The 19,351-nt window shown below is 68.4% G+C and carries 21 protein-coding genes, 1 tRNA gene and 2 pseudogenes; 18 read left to right on the plus strand and 6 right to left on the minus strand.

Going from position 1 to position 19,351, the window contains the following annotated elements; all coding sequences use genetic code 11:
- Positions 1-12: 12 nt before the first annotated feature.
- From mshA to ACWDRB_RS45595, 4 genes are all read left to right on the plus strand, one after another.
- Complete coding sequence (gene mshA / locus ACWDRB_RS45580) at positions 13-1,290, plus strand: D-inositol-3-phosphate glycosyltransferase (protein WP_435054304.1); 1,278 nt, start codon at positions 13-15, stop codon at positions 1,288-1,290.
- Between the two features lie 38 nt (positions 1,291-1,328).
- The gene (locus tag ACWDRB_RS45585; protein ID WP_355204330.1) at positions 1,329-1,808 is read left to right on the plus strand and encodes a type III secretion system chaperone family protein; all 480 of its coding nucleotides are present in this window, start codon (positions 1,329-1,331) and stop codon (positions 1,806-1,808) included.
- Between the two features lie 23 nt (positions 1,809-1,831).
- Positions 1,832-2,575: a phosphoglyceromutase gene (locus tag ACWDRB_RS45590; protein WP_363962087.1), complete on the plus strand. Its 744-nt coding sequence runs from the start codon at positions 1,832-1,834 to the stop codon at positions 2,573-2,575.
- Positions 2,576-3,045: 470 nt separating this feature from the next.
- Positions 3,046-3,852, plus strand: a complete 807-nt coding sequence (locus ACWDRB_RS45595) for a carbon-nitrogen hydrolase family protein (RefSeq protein ID WP_449904989.1) — start codon at positions 3,046-3,048, stop codon at positions 3,850-3,852.
- Between the two features lie 191 nt (positions 3,853-4,043).
- Here ACWDRB_RS45595 and ACWDRB_RS45600 read toward each other — a convergent pair whose 3' ends face one another.
- Positions 4,044-4,319 (minus strand): hypothetical protein, encoded by a 276-nt coding sequence (locus ACWDRB_RS45600; protein WP_350733254.1) that lies wholly within the window; start codon positions 4,317-4,319, stop codon positions 4,044-4,046.
- A 270-nt stretch (positions 4,320-4,589) separates the two neighbouring features.
- Entirely contained in the window at positions 4,590-5,234 is a 645-nt protein-coding gene (gene phoU / locus ACWDRB_RS45605; protein ID WP_350733256.1) for a phosphate signaling complex protein PhoU, read from the minus strand.
- Positions 5,235-5,367: 133 nt separating this feature from the next.
- Here phoU and ACWDRB_RS45610 point away from each other — a divergent pair, with 133 nt between their 5' ends.
- Entirely contained in the window at positions 5,368-6,540 is a 1,173-nt protein-coding gene (locus ACWDRB_RS45610; protein WP_449905147.1) for a sensor histidine kinase, read from the plus strand.
- On the plus strand, positions 6,537-7,229 hold the full coding sequence (locus ACWDRB_RS45615) for a response regulator transcription factor (RefSeq protein ID WP_185070431.1): 693 nt from the start codon (positions 6,537-6,539) through the stop codon (positions 7,227-7,229). Before ACWDRB_RS45610 ends, ACWDRB_RS45615 begins: the two co-directional genes overlap by 4 nt.
- A gap of 63 nt (positions 7,230-7,292) precedes the next feature.
- Here the strand turns inward: ACWDRB_RS45615 and ACWDRB_RS45620 are convergent, their stop codons facing one another.
- Complete coding sequence (locus tag ACWDRB_RS45620; RefSeq protein WP_449904992.1) at positions 7,293-7,871, minus strand: copper chaperone PCu(A)C; 579 nt, start codon at positions 7,869-7,871, stop codon at positions 7,293-7,295.
- Positions 7,872-8,146: 275 nt separating this feature from the next.
- Here ACWDRB_RS45620 and ACWDRB_RS45625 point away from each other — a divergent pair, with 275 nt between their 5' ends.
- The 4 genes from ACWDRB_RS45625 to ACWDRB_RS45640 all read left to right on the plus strand — a co-directional run bounded on the left by ACWDRB_RS45625 (position 8,147) and on the right by ACWDRB_RS45640 (position 9,958).
- Entirely contained in the window at positions 8,147-8,629 is a 483-nt protein-coding gene (locus tag ACWDRB_RS45625; RefSeq protein ID WP_043624891.1) for a CarD family transcriptional regulator, read from the plus strand.
- 17 nt (positions 8,630-8,646) lie between these two features.
- Positions 8,647-9,117, plus strand: coding sequence for a 2-C-methyl-D-erythritol 2,4-cyclodiphosphate synthase (gene ispF, locus ACWDRB_RS45630; RefSeq protein WP_355204346.1), 471 nt, complete (start codon positions 8,647-8,649; stop codon positions 9,115-9,117).
- Between the two features lie 185 nt (positions 9,118-9,302).
- Positions 9,303-9,590 (plus strand): GlsB/YeaQ/YmgE family stress response membrane protein, encoded by a 288-nt coding sequence (locus tag ACWDRB_RS45635; protein WP_449904995.1) that lies wholly within the window; start codon positions 9,303-9,305, stop codon positions 9,588-9,590.
- 98 nt (positions 9,591-9,688) lie between these two features.
- The gene (locus ACWDRB_RS45640) at positions 9,689-9,958 is read left to right on the plus strand and encodes a GlsB/YeaQ/YmgE family stress response membrane protein (protein WP_397369188.1); all 270 of its coding nucleotides are present in this window, start codon (positions 9,689-9,691) and stop codon (positions 9,956-9,958) included.
- A gap of 59 nt (positions 9,959-10,017) precedes the next feature.
- On the opposite strand, the gene ACWDRB_RS45645 is transcribed toward ACWDRB_RS45640, so the two are convergent.
- A complete protein-coding gene (locus ACWDRB_RS45645; protein WP_449904998.1) occupies positions 10,018-10,971 on the minus strand; it encodes a DUF2637 domain-containing protein in 954 nt (317 codons plus the stop codon).
- A 58-nt stretch (positions 10,972-11,029) separates the two neighbouring features.
- On the opposite strand from ACWDRB_RS45645, the gene ACWDRB_RS45650 reads away from it, so the two are divergent.
- From ACWDRB_RS45650 to ACWDRB_RS45680, 7 genes are all read left to right on the plus strand, one after another.
- Entirely contained in the window at positions 11,030-11,416 is a 387-nt protein-coding gene (locus ACWDRB_RS45650; RefSeq protein WP_449905000.1) for a PPOX class F420-dependent oxidoreductase, read from the plus strand.
- 64 nt (positions 11,417-11,480) lie between these two features.
- The gene (gene cysS / locus ACWDRB_RS45655) at positions 11,481-12,872 is read left to right on the plus strand and encodes a cysteine--tRNA ligase (RefSeq protein ID WP_449905002.1); all 1,392 of its coding nucleotides are present in this window, start codon (positions 11,481-11,483) and stop codon (positions 12,870-12,872) included.
- A 1,042-nt stretch (positions 12,873-13,914) separates the two neighbouring features.
- The gene (locus ACWDRB_RS45660; RefSeq protein ID WP_449905004.1) at positions 13,915-15,009 is read left to right on the plus strand and encodes an LLM class flavin-dependent oxidoreductase; all 1,095 of its coding nucleotides are present in this window, start codon (positions 13,915-13,917) and stop codon (positions 15,007-15,009) included.
- Entirely contained in the window at positions 15,006-15,698 is a 693-nt protein-coding gene (locus tag ACWDRB_RS45665) for an alpha/beta fold hydrolase (protein ID WP_449905006.1), read from the plus strand. The genes ACWDRB_RS45660 and ACWDRB_RS45665 overlap by 4 nt, the downstream gene beginning before the upstream one ends.
- A 4-nt stretch (positions 15,699-15,702) precedes the next feature.
- Positions 15,703-16,383: a winged helix-turn-helix transcriptional regulator gene (locus ACWDRB_RS45670; RefSeq protein ID WP_449905008.1), complete on the plus strand. Its 681-nt coding sequence runs from the start codon at positions 15,703-15,705 to the stop codon at positions 16,381-16,383.
- Between the two features lie 31 nt (positions 16,384-16,414).
- Entirely contained in the window at positions 16,415-17,377 is a 963-nt protein-coding gene (gene rlmB, locus ACWDRB_RS45675; RefSeq protein ID WP_449905010.1) for a 23S rRNA (guanosine(2251)-2'-O)-methyltransferase RlmB, read from the plus strand.
- Between the two features lie 20 nt (positions 17,378-17,397).
- Positions 17,398-17,470 (plus strand) — tRNA-Thr (locus ACWDRB_RS45680).
- Between the two features lie 61 nt (positions 17,471-17,531).
- On the opposite strand, the pseudogene ACWDRB_RS45685 reads toward ACWDRB_RS45680, so the two are convergent.
- Positions 17,532-17,867 (minus strand): annotated as a pseudogene (locus ACWDRB_RS45685) (tyrosine-type recombinase/integrase); the annotation flags it as partial.
- Positions 17,868-18,074: 207 nt separating this feature from the next.
- Here ACWDRB_RS45685 and ACWDRB_RS45690 point away from each other — a divergent pair.
- Complete coding sequence (locus ACWDRB_RS45690; RefSeq protein ID WP_449905012.1) at positions 18,075-18,905, plus strand: alpha/beta fold hydrolase; 831 nt, start codon at positions 18,075-18,077, stop codon at positions 18,903-18,905.
- 135 nt (positions 18,906-19,040) lie between these two features.
- Here the strand turns inward: ACWDRB_RS45690 and ACWDRB_RS45695 are convergent.
- A pseudogene (locus ACWDRB_RS45695) lies at positions 19,041-19,205 on the minus strand (UTRA domain-containing protein); the annotation flags it as partial.
- Positions 19,206-19,351 lie beyond the last annotated feature (146 nt).

Consider the following 19,351-nt stretch of genomic DNA (forward strand, 5'->3'; position numbering starts at 1 on the left):
AGGTGGTGTCGAGTGAGGCGACGACGGGTCAGCCGGGTCGCGACCATCAGCATGCACACATCGCCCCTGGACCAGCCCGGAACGGGCGACGCCGGAGGCATGAACGTGTACATCGTGGAGTCCGCCAAGCGGCTGGCTCACCTCGGCGTGGAAGTGGAGATCTTCACCCGGGCCACCGCCCGCGACCTCCCGCCCGTGGCCGAACTCGCCCCAGGCGTCCTCGTCCGCCACCTCACCGCGGGACCGTACGAGGAGATGGAACGCAGCGAGCTGCCGAGCCAGCTCTGCGCGTTCCTGTCCGGGGTGCTGCGGACCGAGGCCATGTACGACCCGGGCCGCTACGACGTCATCCACTCCCACTACTGGCTCTCCGGCCAGGTCGGCTGGCTGGCCAAGGAGCGCTGGGGCGTGCCGCTCGTGCACACCATGCACACCATGGCCAAGGTCAAGAACCTCCTGCTCGCCCAGGGCGACAACCCGGAGCCCAAGGCCCGTGTGGTCGGCGAGGAGCAGGTCGTGCAGGTCGCCGACCGCCTCGTGGCCAACACCGTGGACGAGGCGCGGGAGCTGATCGACCTGTACGGCGCCGTCGAGGAGCGCGTCGCCGTCGTGAACCCGGGCGTCAACCTCACCGTCTTCCAGCCCGCCTCGCAGGGCGCCGCCCGCCGGCGGCTCGGCCTGCCGCAGGACGCGCACGTCCTGCTCTTCGTGGGCCGCATCCAGCCGCTCAAGGCCCCGGACGTGCTGCTCCGCGCCGCCTCCAGGATGCTCATCGACGACCCGTCGCTGCGCGAGCGCCTGGTCGTGGTCTGCGTCGGCGGGCCCTCGGGCAACGGCCTGGCCAGGCCGTCCCTGCTCACCGAACTGGCCGCCGAACTCGGCATCTCGGACGTCGTCCGCCTCGTTCCTCCGGCTCCCCAGGAGGAACTGGCCGACTGGTACCGGGCGGCCTCGGTGACGGTCGTGCCCTCGTACAGCGAGTCGTTCGGCCTCGTCGCCCTGGAGTCCCAGGCCTGCGGCACCCCCGTGGCGGCCGCCGCCGTGGGCGGGCTGCGCACCGCCGTGCGGGACGGGGTGTCCGGCCTGCTCGTGGACGGCCACGACCCGGCGCAGTGGGCGCAGGCGCTGCGCCGCTTCGTCGTCTCGCCGCGCTGGCGCGACTCGATGTCGGCGGGAGCCCGCGCGCACGCGGCGGCGTTCGGCTGGCAGGCGACCGCGTCCCGCCTGGTGGAGGTGTACGCGGCCGCCATCGCAAACCTCCACAAAACGCCCATCGCCCTGAACTTCTAGCCCGACTTTTGTTCTGGCGGCCTTCTATCCTTGTCGGCATGCGCGATGTCGTCGAAGCCGCGCTCAAGGCCGCGGACGTCACCTACGACGAGCCGCGGCCGGGGGCGTTCCTGGTCAAACTGCCCGGGCAGCACAAGCTCGCCACCATGACGTGGTTGATCGTGGGGGAGCAGGCGCTGCACGTCGAGGCGTTCTTCTGTCGCCAGCCCGACGAGAACCACACCGAGTTCTACCGCTGGCTGCTCGGCAAGAACGGCGCGATGTACGGCGTGCACTTCTCGCTCGACCCCGTGGGGGACGTCTACCTGGTGGGCCGGGTGCCGCTGGCCGCCGTCACGGAGGCGGAGGTGGACCGGCTGCTGGGGTGCGTGCTGACGTACTCTGACGACTGGTTCGACCGGGCGCTGGAGCTGGGGTTCGCCTCGTCGATCAGGCGCGAGTGGGAATGGCGGGCCAAGCGCGGGGAGTCGCTGGCCAACCTGCAGGCGTTCGCCCGATTCGCCGACCCGGACCGGTAATCGCTGACCATAGGATTGGCGATATGGCGACTTTGGTGCTGCTTAGGCACGGCGAGAGTGACTGGAACGCGAAGGGCCTGTTCACCGGCTGGGTGGACGTGAGCCTCTCGGCCAAGGGTGAGGACGAGGCCCGCCGCGGCGGCAAGCTCCTCCAGGACGCCGGACTGCGCCCGGACATCGTCCACACCAGCCTGCTGACCCGGGCCATCCAGACGGCCCAGCTGGCGCTGGCGGAGGCCGACCTGCTCTGGCTGCCGGTGAAGCGGAGCTGGCGCCTCAACGAGCGCCACTACGGCGCCCTCCAGGGCAAGAACAAGGCCCAGACGCGCGAGGAGTTCGGCGACGAGCAGTTCATGCTGTGGCGCCGCTCGTACGACGTGCCGCCGCCCCCGATCGCGGACGACGACGAGTTCTCCCAGGCCGGCGACCCCCGCTACGCCCTGCTTCCCCCGGAGCTGATGCCCCGTACGGAGTGCCTGAAGGACGTGGTCGACCGCATGCTCCCGTACTGGTACGACTCGATCGTCCCCGACCTGTCGGCCGACCGCACGGTCCTGGTGGCCGCCCACGGCAACTCCCTGCGAGCCCTGGTCAAGCACCTGGACGGGGTCGGCGACGAGGAGATCGCGGGCCTCAACATCCCGACGGGGATTCCGCTGCTGTACGAGCTCGACTCCGACTTCCAGCCTCAGCGGCCGGGCGGCGAATACCTGGACCCGGACGCCGCCAAGGCCGCCATCGAGGCCGTCGCCAACCAGGGCCGCTGAAGGCGACGTCTTCCAGTGCTTCCCAGGGGGCTTTCGCTCCCTTCGACCCCCAAAGGCGTGGTCTTCGCAGGAGAGGCGCGCTTCGCGCGAAAGGGCTCAGGCTGTGTTGCGTGGGGGCACGCCCCCACACCCCCGGCGAGGGGACTCCCGTCCCCTCGCGCTCCCCGGGCCTCGGCCATCGTGCGACCAGTCGTGGCAAGCCGTGTCACAGTCGAGGGTCGGAATCTCAGAGCCAGCCACGCGTGACCTGACGGCCGGAGATCAACGCCTCCAGCTAAGAATGCCGCCCATCGTCTGGTGAGCTTTGAGCGCATGCCGTGAAGCCCGGTACTGTGCGCCTCAAATGAAGTATGAGTGCTGACGTCGGGATGGCGTGTGCCGATCGAAACCTCGGCTGAGAAGGGTGCTCTGGCGTCCCGGCCGGCAGGACCACGCGTGCAACTTCGCGAGCGCTTCGTCGGCGCCGCTGGATGAGAGTGGCAGCGCTCCAGGCGGAGCTCGCGGGATCGGCGGCCGGTGACCTCCCACGGGTGATCGAACAGTGCGAACGAGCCGGGGTGGAGCTGCTCGTCCTGCCAGAGTGCTATTTCGGCGGCATGCCGCCGGACAAACCGGCCGCCGAGGCCGTCGCGATGTCACCCCCATACGCGAACCTGATCTCGGCCCTGCGGGATTGCCCGCCCACGATGACCGTCGTCGCAGGCTTCACCGAGCGTTCAGCCGACGGGCGGTTGCACAGCTCAGCGGCGGTCGTCCGCGCCGGGCGGCTGGCCGGAGAGGTCACCCGCAAGCTCTTCCCCCGCGAACCCGCCTTCAGCCCGGGCGAGGACCTGCCCCTGTATCGCCAGGACGACTACGCCTTCGGCGTCGTGATCTGCAACGACGCCAACTTCGTCGAGCCGTCCCGCCTCCTGGCCCTGGCCGGGGCGCGCGTCCTGGCGTGCCCGCTCAACAACGACCTGCCCGTGGACGTCACGCGCGGGTGGGCGGTCAGGACTCGGTCCACGCTCGTCGCCCGGGCGGTGGAGAACGACTGCTGGGTGATCGCGGCCGATGTCGCCGGCACGGCGGGTGGGCGTGCGGGAGGAGGGGCGACCCGGATCATCGCCCCGGACGGCCGGGTAGCCGCCGCAGCGCGAGCGGAGGAGCCAGGCCTGGTCATAGCGGACATCGAGGTGCCGGGCCGCTCATTCCTGGAGCGCTGGAACGTGGCGCAGAATCCGGCGGTCCTCAGGAAATGGCTCCACCAGGTGTCCGGACAACGCAGTGAAACCTGACCGGACGGCTCAGATCTCCCTATTGACGGGCATTGTCTGCCTTGTCGAAGCCCTCACTGCGTCTTCCGCTTTGCGGGCTCAAGGCCGGGGGGCGGGGCTTTGCTGTGCCACAAGATCGCTGCATCCCTCGCCCGAGGCTGCGCTCGGGACTCGCCTCGCCGCTTTTGACCTTGATCTCGGGGCACGAGAGCTCAATTGCTGCTCGACGGCCAGCTTCCCCAGGAGCGACCCGATCCGCTCTCCTCGCTGTACTGCTTCGCCTTGGTCACACAATCAGGGCAGATGGGCTCGTCGACGGACCTGGCCACGGCTTCCGGTTTGGCCGGCCGAAGAGAGCCGAGGACCGTGATCCCTGGCGGCATGTGGGTCTCGGGATCGATCAGGAAAGTTACGACTTCTTTCGGGTCGAAGCTGAATGTGCGCTTGCACGCATAGCACCGACCGGTCGTCTCGCGATGTTCGCTCATGCCTGCCAACCCCTTCCTGCCAGCACGCTACCTGTTGCAGTGAAGGGTCACGCAAGGACGGACTCGGCCCTGTCGACTCTGTGAACCGAGACCAGGCGGAATGCTCCAAGCCAACATCGATACCGAGGGGGCCCAGGCAAGGGGAGCGCGAGGGGACGGGAGTCCCCTCGCCGGGGGTGTGGGGGCGTGCCCCCACACAACACAGCCTGAGCCCTTTCGCGCGAAGCGCGACTCTCCTGCGAAGACCACGCCTTTGGGAAGGCCTCGCTGTCAGCTGGGCCGAGCCCCCGTGACCAGGTAGACGACATCCGCCGCCACCCGCACCGCGTGGTCCGCGTACCGCTCGTAGTAGCGCCCGATCAACGTGATGTCGATCGCCGGCTCCACCCCGTGCTCCCAGTCCTTGGACAGGATGTTGCGGAACAGTCGCCGGTGCAGCCGGTCCATCGCGTCGTCGTCCTGCTCCAGCTCCAGCGCCGAGTCCACGTCCCGCGAGGCGATGCAGCTGCCGGTCTTGGTGACGAGGTTCTCCGCGATCTGGCCCATCTCCACGATGGTCGAGCGCACCTCGGCCGGGATCGCCGACTCGGGGTGGCGCAGGCGGGCGACCTTGGCGACGTGGACGGCGAGGTCGCCCATGCGCTCCAGGTCGGTGCCCATGCGCAGCGCCGTGATGACCATTCGCAGGTCCACGGCCACCGGCTGCTGCCGGGCCATCAGGTCGAAGATCGAGGCCTCGACCTCGGCGAACGTCGCGTTCACTTCCTCGTCCCGGGAAATGACACTCTCGGCGAGCTGAAGGTCGGCGTCGAGGAGGGCCGTGGTGGCACGGGAAATGGCCGAGCGGACAAGCCTGGTCATCTCGACCAGCTTGTCGGTCAGCGAATCAAGTTCTTCGTGGTACGCGTCGCGCATGTGGTCACCGTACGTGCCCCTCGATGAACGAACCCCTACCGTCAGATGAACTTTCCAGGAAAGGGGCCTTCCATCCCTGATGAGAGGGTCTGCGCCTGGGAGAAGGCCACCTACCATCGAAGACATGAGTGAGATGGCCATGAGCTTCGCGGCCCTGGCCGGGTTCGTCGTGGGCGCCCTGGCGGTCCTGTTCTACCGAAACCAGATCGAGGCTCCGAAACGCGCTGCCGTGGAGGATGGCACACAGACCGGGAGCGCGCTGCCGCAGGGCGTCGCGTCCGTGCTGGCCGTGCTTCCTTCCTCCGCCGTGGTGCTCGACGCGCATGACAAGGTGCTGCGCGCCAGCTCGGCCGCGCGGGCGTTCGGGCTGGTCAAGGGTGACCGGCTGATGGCCGCCGAGTTGCTGGCGCTGGCCCGGCAGGTACGCCGTGACGGCGAGATCCGCGAGAGCGAGATCGACGTGGCGGGGCACAAGTTCGGCCAGGAGACCACGAACTTCGCGGTACGCGTGGCTCCGCTCGGCTCGCACGGCCAGGTCCTGGTGCTCGCGGAGGACCAGACCGAGCGCCGCAGGGTCGAGGCCGTACGCCGTGACTTCGTCGCGAACGTCAGCCACGAGCTGAAGACCCCGGTGGGCGCCATGAGCCTGCTGGCGGAGACCATTCAGGACGCCGCCGACGACCCCGAGGCGGTCAGCCGCTTCGCCGGGCGCATGCAGCACGAGGCCGCCCGGCTCAACTACCTCATCCAAGACCTGATCACACTCAGCAGGATCCAGGGCGCCGAGCCCATCCCCACCCCCGGACAGGTCTCGATCGACGAGTCCATCCACGACGCCATCGACCACTGCAACACCAAGGCCGTCGCCAAGGACATCACGCTGGTGTCCGGCGGCACCGAGGGCCTGCGCATCTGGGGTGACGACGAACTGCTCGTGACGGCGTTGCGCAATCTGATCGACAACGCCGTCGCGTACAGTCCGGAGCACACCCGGGTCGTGGTCAGCGTGCGGCCCGCCGGTGACTCGGTGGAGATCAGCGTCAGCGACCAGGGCATCGGCATCCCGGAGGAGGCGCTCGAACGCATCTTCGAGCGGTTCTTCCGCGTCGACGCGGCCAGGTCGCGGGCGACCGGTGGCACCGGGCTCGGCCTGGCCATCGTCAAACACGTCGCCGCCGCACACGCCGGCGAAGTGTCCGTTTGGAGCAAGGAAGGGTCCGGCTCCACCTTCACGCTCCGCCTGCCCGCCTTCGGCGGCACGGCGGTGGCAGTACCACCCTCGATTCCCCTGGAGACAGCCCAATGACTCGCGTACTTGTCGTCGAAGATGAGGAGTCCTTCTCCGACGCCCTGTCCTACATGCTCCGTAAAGAGGGTTTCGAGGTGTCGGTCGCGGCGACCGGGCCCGAGGCTCTCGACACGTTCGACCGCAACGGAGCAGATCTGGTGCTGCTCGACCTGATGCTTCCGGGTCTGCCCGGTACGGAGGTGTGCCGCTCCCTCAGGCAGCGCTCCAAGGTGCCGGTGATCATGCTGACGGCCAAGGACAGCGAGATCGACAAGGTCGTGGGCCTCGAACTGGGCGCCGACGACTACGTCACCAAGCCGTTCTCGTCGCGCGAGCTGGTGGCCCGCATCCGCGCGGTCCTGCGCCGCCAGGGCGACGTGACGGAGGAGCTGGAAACCGCGGTGCTGGCCGTCGGTCCCGTGCGCATGGACGTCGACCGCCACGTCGTCGCCGTGCGCGGTGAGCAGGTGCAGCTGCCGCTGAAGGAGTTCGAGCTGCTGGAGGTGCTGCTGCGCAACGCGGGGCGTGTACTGACCCGTGGCCAGCTCATCGACCGCGTGTGGGGCGCCGATTACGTCGGTGACACCAAGACCCTCGACGTCCATGTCAAGCGCCTGCGCGCCAAGATCGAGTCGGACCCGTCCAACCCGCGCTGCATCCTCACCGTGCGCGGCCTGGGTTACAAGTTCGACGCCACCGAAGAGTAGAAAACCCTTGTTCCGGTACGAGTCGCGTACCGGAACAAGGGTTTCGGCGTTTCCGGGGAAGGGTCAGTGGGCTTCTTCGGAGGCCGACGCGGACGGCGTCGGGGTGGGCGTGGGGGCCGCGGGGGCGTTCGGCGCCGGCGGGTAGTCCTTGAACTCACGGCTGCGCGTCACCACAGGGACGTTCAAGGACACGATCCCGGCGTTGGCGAACTGGAGGTCCAGCTTGATGCTCTCGCCGCCCCTGAGGCTCTTGGGGATCGCCTCGAGCATGAGCTGAGGGGTGGGCTTGCCGGTGTTCACGAGCTGGCGGCTCGGGAGCTGGATCGGGGCCGTGACCTTGACCGTCCCCATGCTCCCCGCGGAGACCGCCTCGAGGGTGTCGGGGGTGTCGGCGGTGTTGAGAATGTTCAGGTAGATCGGGGCGGAGCCGCGCCAGGCGAGCTGCGCACCGGCGTCGGGCCCGAGAATGAACGCCTGCGGGATCTGAATGCCGCGCGTGCCGTAAGCACCGTTCTCGATCAATGCCAGCGCCTCGTTGGGCGCGTACGGCTTGTTGGTGGTGGCGTCGAATCCAGCCCCGCAGCCCGCCAGCATGGGGGCTGCCAAGAACGCGGCGACGACAATCCAGCGACGGCTGGTCACGGGCGGGTTCTCCTTGGTCTTGCGGAGGGCTCGCGCATGCGCTAAGCGCAGGTGGCGCGCATGCGTGATGTGCAGCGCCCACCATATCCATCCGAATCCATGGTCATATCCACGCCCCTGCAGGTCATTAGCTATGTCCGGAAATGCCAGACATAGAGTTGAGCACTTGTCAAGCCCTAATATGCGGCCTTGACCTGCAGTTATGAGGATTTCACTGTTCCGGGAGGCTGTGGATGCGTGGTACCCTGGAGTACAGCGGAAGGGGTACTTGTCACATGACTTTCCAGGTCGGCGACACAGTCGTCTACCCCCACCATGGGGCTGCTCGGATCGAAGCAATCACGAAGCGATCCATCAAGGGTGAGGAAAAGACCTACCTGGTGCTCAAGGTCGACAAGGGCGACCTTACCGTCCAGGTGCCAGCCGAAAACGCAGAACTCGTCGGTGTGCGCGATGTTGTCGGCCAGGAAGGCCTTGAGCGGGTTTTCGATGTCCTGCGGATGCCGCACACGGAAGAGCCGACCAACTGGTCTCGTCGCTACAAGGCCAATCTGGAGAAGCTCGCCTCCGGCGATGTGAACAAGGTCGCCGAAGTCGTTCGGGACCTGTGGCGGAGAGACCGCGAGCGCGGCCTGTCCGCGGGCGAGAAGCGCATGCTCGCCAAGGCGCGTCAGATTCTGGTCAGTGAGCTTGCCCTGGCGGAGAAGACCAACGAGGACAAGGCTGAGGCCCTGCTCGACGAGGTTCTCAACTCCTGAACACCAATCTTCCACGGGTGGGCGTCGGAGTCGACGTCCACCCGTTCGCTTCAGGAGCCTCGGGACGTGAGCTCAACCTCGCCGGCCTGCACTGGCCGGGCGAGACCGGGCTCGAGGGCCATTCGGACGGCGACGCGGCCGCGCATGCCGCGTGTGACGCGCTGCTGTCCGCGGCCGGCATGGGTGATCTCGGGCAGCTGTTCGGGACCGCGGACCCGCGATGGGCGGGTGCCTCGGGCGTCGCGCTGCTGGAGGAGACCGCGCGGCAGGTGCGTGCCGCGGGCTATGAGATCGGCAACGTGGCCATTCAGGTGATCGGCAACCGGCCCAAGCTGGCGCCGCGCCGTACCGAGGCCGAAAAGGCGCTCAGCGCCGCCGTGGGCGCGCCTGTGAGCGTGTCGGCCACCACCACCGATGGGCTCGGGCTGACCGGGCGGGGAGAGGGCGTCGCGGCCGTCGCGACAGCCCTGGTCGTCAACCTTTCCTGAACGCCGGGCGTCTTACGTGTGGATGCGTGAGGGTGTCCCGGCGGGTCGTCGCGAAGCCCGCTGTATCAGGAGGCGGCGGTTCGTCACTGGCGCGGTACGGACCGCCGTCTCCCCTTTTTGGTTGTTTTGCCTGCTCTGAGGGTATGTGTCCCCACGACATGTGAACGTTTCGGGGGGAGCAGCACATGATCGGCGCGATAGTTTCCGCGATCGTCATCGGCGCCATCGTCGGCGCCCTGGCCAGGCTGATCGTTCCTGGCAGGCAGAACATGTCCATCGGCCTGACCCTCATCGTCGGCATCGTGGCAGCCCTGATCGGAACGCTGATCGCGCAGGCCGCCGGCGTGGCCGACACGCGGGGGATCGACTGGATCGAGCACATACTCCAGCTCGTGCTGGCGGTCATCGGTGTGCTCCTCGTGACGCGCTTCACCGCGGGACGCACCGGGCGTACGCGTGGAACACCATCCTGACCTGCTCATTCGTAAAGACCGCGCATAAAAGCGGTAGATCGGGTAGCGAGCATCTCCGTGGGAGCGAACCGCTCACTCTCACGGGGAGGTTTCGTACCATGACTATCCAGTCCATCCTTGGCGCCATCGTGATCGGCGCCGTGATTGGCGCAATCGGTCGCCTCCTGCTCCCCGGCAGGCAGGCCATCGGCTGGATCCTCACCATCGTCGTCGGCATCGTGGCCGCCCTGCTAGGCACGCTGATCGCTCAGGTGCTCGGCGTCGCGACGACCGACGGCATCGACTGGATCGAGCTGGTGATGCAGGTGGTGCTGGCCATCGTCGGCGTGGGCCTGGTCGCCGGGCTCCGGCGCGGCTCCAGCGTCTAGACGGAAATAGCTGGGCCCGCCCGGGATCGTGCCGGACGGGCCCTCTCACGTCTTACGGCTCAGTCTTCAGGGGGACGTGGGGTGCTGCGGAGGCGTTCGGCGGGGGCCGGGGCGTCGTCGTCGTGGATCACCGGGTGGGGGGCGGTGTCCTCTAACTCGTCCTCCCGCGGGCGCTCGAGGTCGTCGGCCAGCTCGGGGCCGTGTCCGGGATCCGGTACGTCGTCCTCGATCACGGGGTGCGGCTGGGTGTCCACGTCCTTCTCGTCGACACGCGGGTGGACCAGGACGTCCGTCGGCCTGACCCGGTCGCCCCAGCGGACGGGGCGCGTGGGGGCCTCCGGTGCTTCTTCGTGCTGCACGGGCCACTCCGCCACCTGCGCCGCCACCGGGGCAGGGGCCTCGGGGGCCTCCTGGACCGGCTCGGGGGCCTCCTGGACCGGATCGGGGACTTCCTGGACCGGCTTGGGGATTTCCTGGACAGGCGCCGGCTGCGGCGTCTCGGAGAGCCGTTCCGAGTAGATCTCGACGGGCGGCCGCTCGGGCTCCGGATGGAAGGGGACGATGTCCTGCTCGGCCTCGGTCTCCTCGCTCTCCGCTCGATGTGCCTGTACGTGCTTGATCAGCAGCAGCCAGAGCCACAGGGCCACGGCCAGCATGACCCAGGGCGCCAGGGCCACGCCCACGGCCGTCGCCCGCACGTCGAACGCGAACCGCACCGCCGTCGCCACGTTGGCCGCCGCTGCCGCCACGATGAGCACGACCAGCACGAACGCTGCCTGCGCGCGTACCAGCAGCCGGGCGGAGCGCAGCAACAGCACGTCGATCAGCGCGATCACCAGGAGCGCGTCGAAGGCCGCCGGATAGAGGAAGGCGAGATCCTGGCCCGCCTCGCCGGTGATGGCCAGCGCGCGCAGGTCGTCGAAGGAGAGAGCGCACGCGGCCCCGGCGAGGGCGGCGACCGCGAGCCCGGCCAGGGCAATGCCCAGGCGGCGCAGCATAGAGGGGGGAGTCACGTCCATGGCGGTTCGAGCCTACAGAAGAATGAGGACCAGGACCGATCAAGGGAGATACATGGCCGAGCTGTCGGAAGATGCGCGCAAACTCTTGGATGCCCCGAATTATGCGACGGTGACCAGCCTCAATCCTGACGGCGGGCCGCAGTCGACGGTCGTGTGGGTACGCACGGACGGTGACGACGTGCTGTTCTCGACTGTGCTGGGGCGCAGGAAGCCGCGGAATTTCGAACGTGATCCGCGGGCGAGCCTGCTGGTCATCGATCCGGACAATCCGTACAGGTATGTGGAGGTACGCGGGCGCGTGACCATCACGTCCGACCCGGAAGGGGCGCTCATTCAGGAGCTCTCGCACAAGTACCGAGGGCTCCCATGGGAGGACAAACCGGGCGTCGAGCGAGTAATCGTACGGATCTCGCCGGACAGGGTGACGTTGCGAGGCTGATTTATCGGCGTGACGGCGGGATTTATCGGCGTGACCAGCCCTCTGAGGCGTTAGCCTTGCCTTCGTGAGCCTGCACATCTACGACACCAGCACGCGCGCCATCCGTGAATTCGTTCCGGTCGAAGCCGGCCGGGCGTCGATTTACCTGTGTGGGGCGACCGTGCAGGCTCCTCCGCACATCGGGCATATCCGCTCGGGCGTGAACTTCGACGTGCTCCGGCGCTGGCTGACACGATCCGGCTATGACGTGGCTTTCTGCCGCAACGTCACCGACATCGACGACAAGATCATCAGGGTGGCGGCCGAGGAGGGCGTGCCCTGGTTCGTCGTGGCCGAGCGCAACCAGCGGGCCTTCACCTGGGCGTACGACACGCTCGGCTGCCTCCCGCCGACCGTCGAGCCGCGCGCCACGGGCCACGTGCCCGAGATGATCACGCTGATGGAGCGGCTGATCGCCCGCGGCCACGCGTACGCCTCCGGCGGTGACGTCTACTTCGACGTCCGGTCCTACGCCGATCGCTACGGCGCGCTGTCCAACCAGAAGCTGGACAACATGCGGGCCGCGGCCGACACCGACGACGAGTCCTGCAAGCGCGACTCCCGCGACTTCGCCCTGTGGAAGGGGGAGAAGCCGGGCGAGCCGACCTGGCCGACCCCTTGGGGCCCCGGCCGCCCCGGCTGGCACCTGGAGTGCTCGGCCATGGCGACGAAGTACCTCGGCCCGGCCTTCGACATCCACGGCGGCGGGATCGACCTGATCTTCCCGCACCACGAGAACGAGATCGCCCAGTCCCAGGCGGCGGGCGACGGCTTCGCGCGCTACTGGATGCACAACGGCATGCTCAAGATCGGCGCGGAGAAGATGAGCAAGTCGCTCGGAAACTCGCTGCTGATCCCCGAGATGGTGCAGAAGGTCCGGCCGGTGGAGCTGCGCTACTACCTGGCGGCGCCGCACTACCGCTCCTCGATCGACTACTCCGAGGAGGCCCTGCTGGAGGCGGCCGCCGCGTACCAGCGCATCGAGGGCTTCGTCACGCGCGCCGCCGAGGTCATCCACGACGTCGACGCGGACGCGCCGCTGCCGCAGGCGTTCGTGGACGCCCTCGACGACGACCTCGGCACGCCGCAGGCGCTGGCGGTCGTGCACGAGGTGGTGCGCGAGGGCAACGTGGCGCTGTCGCGCGGCGACAAGGAGGCCGTGGCCCGGCTGCTCGCCGAGACCCAGAACATGCTGGACGTCCTCGGCCTCGACCCCCGCTCGCCGCAGTGGCGGGGTGCGGGCTCGGACCTCTCACCGGTGGTGGACGCGCTGGTGGCGGTCGCGCTCGAACAGCGCAAGGCGGCCAGGGAGCGCAAGGACTACGCGGCGGCGGACGCGATCAGGAACCAGTTGGCGGCGGCGGGGATCACGGTGGAGGACACCCTCCATGGGGCCCGCTGGGAGCTCACCCGCTAGGCAGACGCTCTGGTGGCAGTGGCGGCTTTGTGCGGTGTGCACAGGGCCGCCACTGTCGCGATAGGCGGTGGTTCCGTGCGGTATGCGCCGGGGCCGCGACTGCCGCGATAAGCGGTGGTCTCGTGCGGTATGCGCCGGGCTGCCACTGTCGCGGGAGGCCGTTGACCAGGGAAGGCGCTGCATCAAAGGGGCAAATCTCTCAGGTCGACGGGCTCGACAAGGCGGATGAAGGCGGGGACCGGGGCGGGCGCCGGCAGTTCCCACTGCGGAGCAGAGTGCGGCTGAAGGAGGCCACTCTGGGCCACTCGCGAGCTGAGCTGAGCTGCAAGGCCTACCTGTCCGCCGACCGGCGATGCCATCCGTTGTCCTCCATCCGCACCCCAGGCCAGGCTAGAGACGCCCCCGCAGTCTGGTCGGTATCAAGGTCGCGGCTCCCCTCGAAGCTCAGCACCTCTGAGAGAGCTTCTACGTGCGACCCGCCTTTACCGCGCCGGTGTCCAGGCGACGCTCCCGCGCCGGCGTTCAGGAGAGGCTCCCGCGTCGGCGTCCAGAAACGCCGTCGCTGGTACACCGCGCCGGTGCGATGGCCTTCTCGCCGCGTGTGCCTACACCGCGCGGAGCGGCTCGTCAGAACCTCCCCATTCGTTGCTTCCCGAAATTGAACTTGCCACTTCAAAATCAGGAAGCTCATGGTTAATATTGCGACCATGACATGGCGGAAAGCGAGGTGACATCCGCACGCACGCCCTCAGACGCACAAGCCAGCACATCCCGTCCGTCGCGTGCGCGGATTCGGGGCAGTGCGGCCAAACCGCCGACATCTCCGGCATCCGGTCCCCAACAACCGGCTCTGCGGCCATCCCCCATGGCAGCAGGGTCAGTGCGACCTCCGCCGCCCTCGTCCGGGCGCCTGCCCCCGTGATCCCCTGCGATTCCAAGCACCTCGACCACCCACCAGATCCCAATGACCACCATCTGACGACCACGACCCCCATCCACGACCCCCATCCACGACCCCCACCCACGACCCGGAGACGATCCCATGAGACCGAAAATCGGCTACTTACTCCCGACACGCGACTGGACGGTGCTCGGCAACCACAACCTGTCCGCGCTCATCGAGCAGGCAAGACTGGCCGAAGAACTGGGGTTCGACTCGGTGTGGGCGGGGGACAGCCCGGTGACGCGCCCCAGAGCCGACGCGCTGATGATGCTTGCCGCAGTCGCCGCCACCACGAACCAGATCACGCTCGGCACCGCCGTACTGCTCCCCGCCCTCCGCCACCCGCTCCTCCTCGCCCACCAACTGGCGACACTCGACGGCATCGCGGACGGACGGCTGATCGTCGGCATGGGTGGAGGATTCGCCCACCCGAACACCGAGGCCCAGTTCGAGGCGCTTGGAATCGGCTTCAAGCGCCGGATCAGCCGCATGGAGGAGTCGATCGACATCATGCGACGCCTTTGGACCGGCGAAACGATCTCTCACCAGGGCGGGCATTTCACGTTCCACGATGTGACGCTCGACCCCAAACCCGTACAGGCCGGTGGGCCGCCGATATGGCTGCCGGGCAGCGGTGAACGGGCACTGCGGCGGGCGGCCCGCCTGGCCGACGGCTGGCTGCCGTACCCGCCGACGCAGAAGGCTTACACGGAGGACCTGAACGCGCTGACGTCGGTCGGCACGCCCCACGCCTCATCAACAGCCGGCACCCCCGCAGCCCCATCAGCAGCCAGTACCCCTGAAGTCTCGTGGGCAGCCTCCGGGGCCTCGTCGACAGCCGGCCTCCCCGAAGTACCGCCCACGGACGGCATACGCGAGCCCGGATCCCCCAGAGCCTCGGCGGCCCACCCCTTCACCCCGGCCCTGTACGCCACCATCTGCCTGGACGAGAACCCCGAACGCGCCCGTCACCGCCTCCGCACCAGCATCGAGCGCTACTACAACGCGCCGCTCGAGTTCGTCGAGAGCATCCAGGCCATGTTCGCCGGCACCCCAGAAGAGGCCGCGAACTGGCTGAACGGTTACATCGAGGCAAGTGCCCGGCATGTGGTGATCAGGCTGGCCGTGGACGATCACCGGGCGGCCATGGAGGAGTTCGCCGCGCAGGTGATGCCCAGGATGGGGGAGAGATGACCACGTTCGTCCTGGTACCGGGCGCCTGGCACGGGCCATGGGCCTGGGACCGCGTCGTACCTCTCCTGGAACGATCCGGCGCCCGCACGATCACCCCGGACCTGCCCCACACCCCTGACACCGGCCTGCACGGCCACGTCGAACAGGTACTCACCGCCCTGGACACCGCACCCGACGACGACCGTACGGTGCTCGTCGGACACAGCTATGCGGGCCTGGTGGTACGCCAGGCGGCCGACCTCCGGCCGGAACGCGTACACCATGTCGTACTCGTGGACGGCTGGGCAGGCCCGAACGGCGCCGGCATGTTCACCCTCGCCCCCGACACCTTCGTACAGGCCATCCGCGCCTCCGCTGACGGCGGGCTGATCCCCGCCCCCGCGCCGGAGCTCTTCGGCGTCACCGACCCCGCCGACGCGGCCTGGCTCCGAGAGAGGCTGCGCCCGCACCCGCTGCGTACGTTCACGGACACGACGCGCCTCAGCGGGGCCGTCGACCGGATCTCCGGGACGGGCATCTTCTGCCAGCCCCAGACCTTTCCATTCGAGCAGTTCGCCAAGTCGGTCGGCTACCGGACGCTCGCGATCGACGGCCCGCACGACGTGATGCTCGAACATCCGGAACCACTCACCCAGCTACTCGTCGACGTAGTCGAGGGTTCGAAAAGGGGAAGCCCGAGATTAAGCTGATGAAGTGGATCGGACGTACAACCAGTTCTGCGCCACAGCGCGGACGCTCGACCTCGTAGGGGAGCGCTGGACGCTGCTCATCGTGCGTGACCTGCTGACCGGCCCCAAGCGCTTCTCCGACTTCCAGAACAGCCTCCGCGGGCTCGGCACGGGCCTGCTGGCCGCGCGCCTGAAGCATCTCGAACGTGAAGGACTGGTCCGGAAGGTCACGCTCCCGGCGCCCGCCCGCACGCCCGCGTACACGCTCACGGAGGCCGGCGCCGAACTCGCCCCCGCCGTGCTCGCTCTGGCGCGCTGGGGCATGAAATGGGCCATGGGCGAACGCCGGGAGGGCGAGGCGTTCCACGGCGGATGGGCGGTTCTGGGGCTGAGGGCCTGCTTCGACGCGGAGGCGGCGCGGGGCGTGCGGGCGATGTACGAGTTCCGGGTGGGGGACGAGGTCTTCCATGCCCTGGTCCAGGACGGGACGATCGACACCCAGCACGGTCCGGCGCAGCGTCCGGACGCCGTCATCGAGACCGACGACGAGGTACTGGTGGACATGGCGGCCGGGCGAACGACGTTCGCGGAGGCGGTCAAGGAGCGTCGCGCCGAGGCGTCCGGCGACCCGGCGGCACTGGGCGCTCTGTACGGAATCTTCCGCATCCCGGCCCCGGAGGACCGCGCCGTTCCCGGTGTGGGATAAGGCGCCCGGCGGCCCGAGTACCCTTATTGGCATGGCAGCAGGCGGTAGGGCTTCGGGCAGGCCCGCGAAGAAGAAGGGCCCGTCCAAAGGCGCAGGAGGGCAGGGCCGCCGGTCGCTCGAGGGCAAGGGCGCGACCCCGCCTGCCGAAATGCGGCATTGGTACAAGGACAAGGCTCGTACAGAGCGCATCGCCCGCGAGGATCGCGGCGGCGCCCGACGTCCCGCTCCGGCGCGGCAGCGGCGCTCCGAGGACGCGCCCGAGTACATCGGCGGCCGCAACCCCGTACTCGAGGCCCTGCAGGCGGGCGTCCCGTCCAACGCCCTCTACGTCGCTCAGCGCATGGACAATGACGATCGCGTACGCGACTCCATCAGGATCGCGGCCGAGCGCGGGATCGCCCTGCTCGAAGTCTCCCGCGACAAGCTCGACCGCCTGTCGGAGGGCGTCGTCCACCAGGGCATCGCGCTCCAGATCCCGGCGTACGACTACGCGCACCCGTCCGACCTCGTGGAGCTCGCGCAGGACGCCGCCGAGGTCCCGTTGATCGTGGCCCTCGACTCGGTCACCGACCCGCGCAACCTCGGCGCCATCGCCCGCTCGGCCACCGCCTTCGGCGCCCACGGCCTCCTCATCCCCTCCCGCCGCTCGGCCGGGGTCACGGGCGGGGCCTGGAAGACCTCCGCGGGCACCCTCGCCACCATGCGCGTGGCCCGCGCGGCCAACTTGACGGCGGCGCTGCGGGAGTACCGCGAAGCGGGCCTGTTCGTCATCGGCCTCGACGGCGCCGGCGAGACCGACATCGGCGACGTCGACCTGCTCGCCGAGCCGCTGGTGGTGGTCGTGGGCTCGGAGGGCAAGGGCCTTTCGCGGCTGGTCCGGGAACAGTGCGACGTGGTGACCCGGATCCCGATGCAGGCGGCCGCCGAGTCGCTCAACGCGGGAGTGGCGGCCGGAGTGGCGCTGTACGAAGTCGCTCGTCACAGGCGCCTCTAGCGTCTACACTGGTAGGCCGCGCCGACGTAGCTCAATCGGCAGAGCATCTGTCTTGTAAACAGAAGGTCAGGGGTTCGATTCCCCTCGTCGGCTCTGCAACTGAAAGGTCCCTGAACAGGTATTAAGCCATCAGGGACCTTTCGTTTTCTGATCTTCAACCGGTGTCTTCGGCGTCTTTGGGAGCCGCCCTGGGAGCCACCGGGGACTGTTCCCCCAGGAGAGCGCTGGAGGTGGCTTCGGTGGCGGCGCGGCGGTTGCCCTCCAGCAGGTGTCCGTAGACGTTCTTGGTGATCGCGATGCTGGCGTGGCCGAGGACTTCGGAGACGACGTGGAGCGGGGTGCCCTGGGCGAGCATGAGCGATGCGCCGGAGTGGCGGAGTTCGTGCGGGTGCCAGTGGCCGAGGCCCGTCTTCTTGGCCAGGCGGGAGAACAGGTGCGAGAAGGTGCCCGGGTCAGACGGGTTGCCGAAGGCTGTCGGGAACATCAGCCCGTGCGCCGGCGTCCCCGCGCCGCGCTGCGGCCGAGGGGCCGGTTACGGCGCGGGCGCCGCGCGGGGCATTGCCGCACGCCCGCCACGCCGGAGCCCAACAAGCGCGCCGACCACCGCCACGCCACCGCATGACTCCAGGACACTCACTCCGAACTTAATCGTCAACAATAGTTGACGCCAATATGCTGGTCAATCTAAGTTGACGCCATGGGATGGGATGAGAAACCCGGAAACGACGATGTACCGACGCCGATCATGGTCGACGTAGGTGATCACGCGCTATGCGCACAGGTCCGCGGGAAAGGCCCCACAGCGGTTCTCGACAGCGGCGGCTCAGGCCAGGGCGTGGGCGTCTGGGGGGAAGAATTGGAGCGCCCGTTGGCCGAGCGTGTCACTGTGGTGACTTACGATCGGGCCGGCGTCGGCCGTTCCGGTGGATCGCAGGCCCGTACCGTCACCGAGATGGCCGACGACCTGCGTCGGCTTCTTCGCGCCCTGCACCTTGAACTGCCAGCGGTATTCGTGGGCTGGTCATACGGTGGGCTCGTCACCCAGCTTTACGCCGCCCGCCATCCCGGTGATGTGGCGGGGCTGGTCTTCGTGGATCCGACCGCCAGCGGAACCCCGCCGGGCTCGGCGCTCGTACGCGACCTGTCGTTCCTCCTAGCCCCACGGCTGCTGCGCCTGCGTGCGATGTTCGGCGGCACCCACGCGCGGCCACTGCGCGAACTGGCCGTCACCCTGACCGGGATGCAGGACGCCATGCGTGAGGTCGCGCAGGCGCGTCAGGAGAGCGGGTTGCCACCTGCGCCCATCCGTGTGATCACGGCAGGCAGGCGGCCGCGGATGCCCAAAGCGCATCTGGAGCATCTGAACGCCGACCATCGCGCTCTCGCCGACCAGTCCCTGCACGGGCAGGTGATGGTCGCCGAGCATGCCAGTCACCAGATTCCACTCGAGCAACCCGAGATCATCATTCAGGCGGTTGAGGAGGTGTTGGGGCTGCCACCGGCATCGCAGGAAGACCTGAACGGGTGAGTCGCTGAGATTTTCCGATGTTTCCCTACGATCGCCATGCGGTGGTTGGTCGCCGTAGGTGGTTGGGGGCGATCGAAGGCTCAGGTGACCTTGTTCCCCTGCCACGTCGCAAGTGTCTGTGGAGGGCTCGCCGGTGGCGTCGCGGGCGACGGCGTAGACGGTCAGCAGTGCAGCCGAGCTCTTGACGTCGAGCAGGGCGCACTCCATTTTGGTCGGATTGCGCGCAGTGATGTGCTCAACGATGTGATCGAGTGCCGTGCCGGCCGCAGCTTCTACGTGCCGGCGAACGCCCTGCTTCAATTCTTGCCCCGGCCATCTCAGCGATGACCAGGGCTTTTCGCTTGTAGATCATGTTTCGGTGTCCGGCGGTTGTCGGGCGATGCCGGCTGATCGGCCCCAATGCGGCCCCACACTCCGGAGCCTAGGACCTCGCTGATTCGCCGCTT

This window comes from Nonomuraea sp. NPDC003707 (assembly GCF_053587055.1).

Bases quoted from the DNA above. Each gene is read 5' to 3' on its own strand.
- ACWDRB_RS45595 (WP_449904989.1), top strand. From the start codon at position 3,046: ATGAGAGTGGCAGCGCTCCAGGCGGAGCTCGCGGGATCGGCGGCCGGT.
- ACWDRB_RS45690 (WP_449905012.1), top strand. From the start codon at position 18,075: ATGGGATGGGATGAGAAACCCGGAAACGACGATGTACCGACGCCGATC.
- ACWDRB_RS45660 (WP_449905004.1), top strand. From the start codon at position 13,915: ATGAGACCGAAAATCGGCTACTTACTCCCGACACGCGACTGGACGGTG.
- phoU (WP_350733256.1), bottom strand. From the start codon at position 5,234: ATGCGCGACGCGTACCACGAAGAACTTGATTCGCTGACCGACAAGCTG.
- ACWDRB_RS45665 (WP_449905006.1), top strand. From the start codon at position 15,006: ATGACCACGTTCGTCCTGGTACCGGGCGCCTGGCACGGGCCATGGGCC.
- ACWDRB_RS45590 (WP_363962087.1), top strand. From the start codon at position 1,832: ATGGCGACTTTGGTGCTGCTTAGGCACGGCGAGAGTGACTGGAACGCG.
- ACWDRB_RS45585 (WP_355204330.1), top strand. From the start codon at position 1,329: ATGCGCGATGTCGTCGAAGCCGCGCTCAAGGCCGCGGACGTCACCTAC.
- rlmB (WP_449905010.1), top strand. From the start codon at position 16,415: ATGGCAGCAGGCGGTAGGGCTTCGGGCAGGCCCGCGAAGAAGAAGGGC.
- ACWDRB_RS45640 (WP_397369188.1), top strand. From the start codon at position 9,689: ATGACTATCCAGTCCATCCTTGGCGCCATCGTGATCGGCGCCGTGATT.
- ACWDRB_RS45625 (WP_043624891.1), top strand. From the start codon at position 8,147: ATGACTTTCCAGGTCGGCGACACAGTCGTCTACCCCCACCATGGGGCT.
- ACWDRB_RS45600 (WP_350733254.1), bottom strand. From the start codon at position 4,319: ATGAGCGAACATCGCGAGACGACCGGTCGGTGCTATGCGTGCAAGCGC.
- ACWDRB_RS45610 (WP_449905147.1), top strand. From the start codon at position 5,368: ATGGCCATGAGCTTCGCGGCCCTGGCCGGGTTCGTCGTGGGCGCCCTG.
- ACWDRB_RS45615 (WP_185070431.1), top strand. From the start codon at position 6,537: ATGACTCGCGTACTTGTCGTCGAAGATGAGGAGTCCTTCTCCGACGCC.
- ACWDRB_RS45635 (WP_449904995.1), top strand. From the start codon at position 9,303: ATGATCGGCGCGATAGTTTCCGCGATCGTCATCGGCGCCATCGTCGGC.
- ACWDRB_RS45650 (WP_449905000.1), top strand. From the start codon at position 11,030: ATGGCCGAGCTGTCGGAAGATGCGCGCAAACTCTTGGATGCCCCGAAT.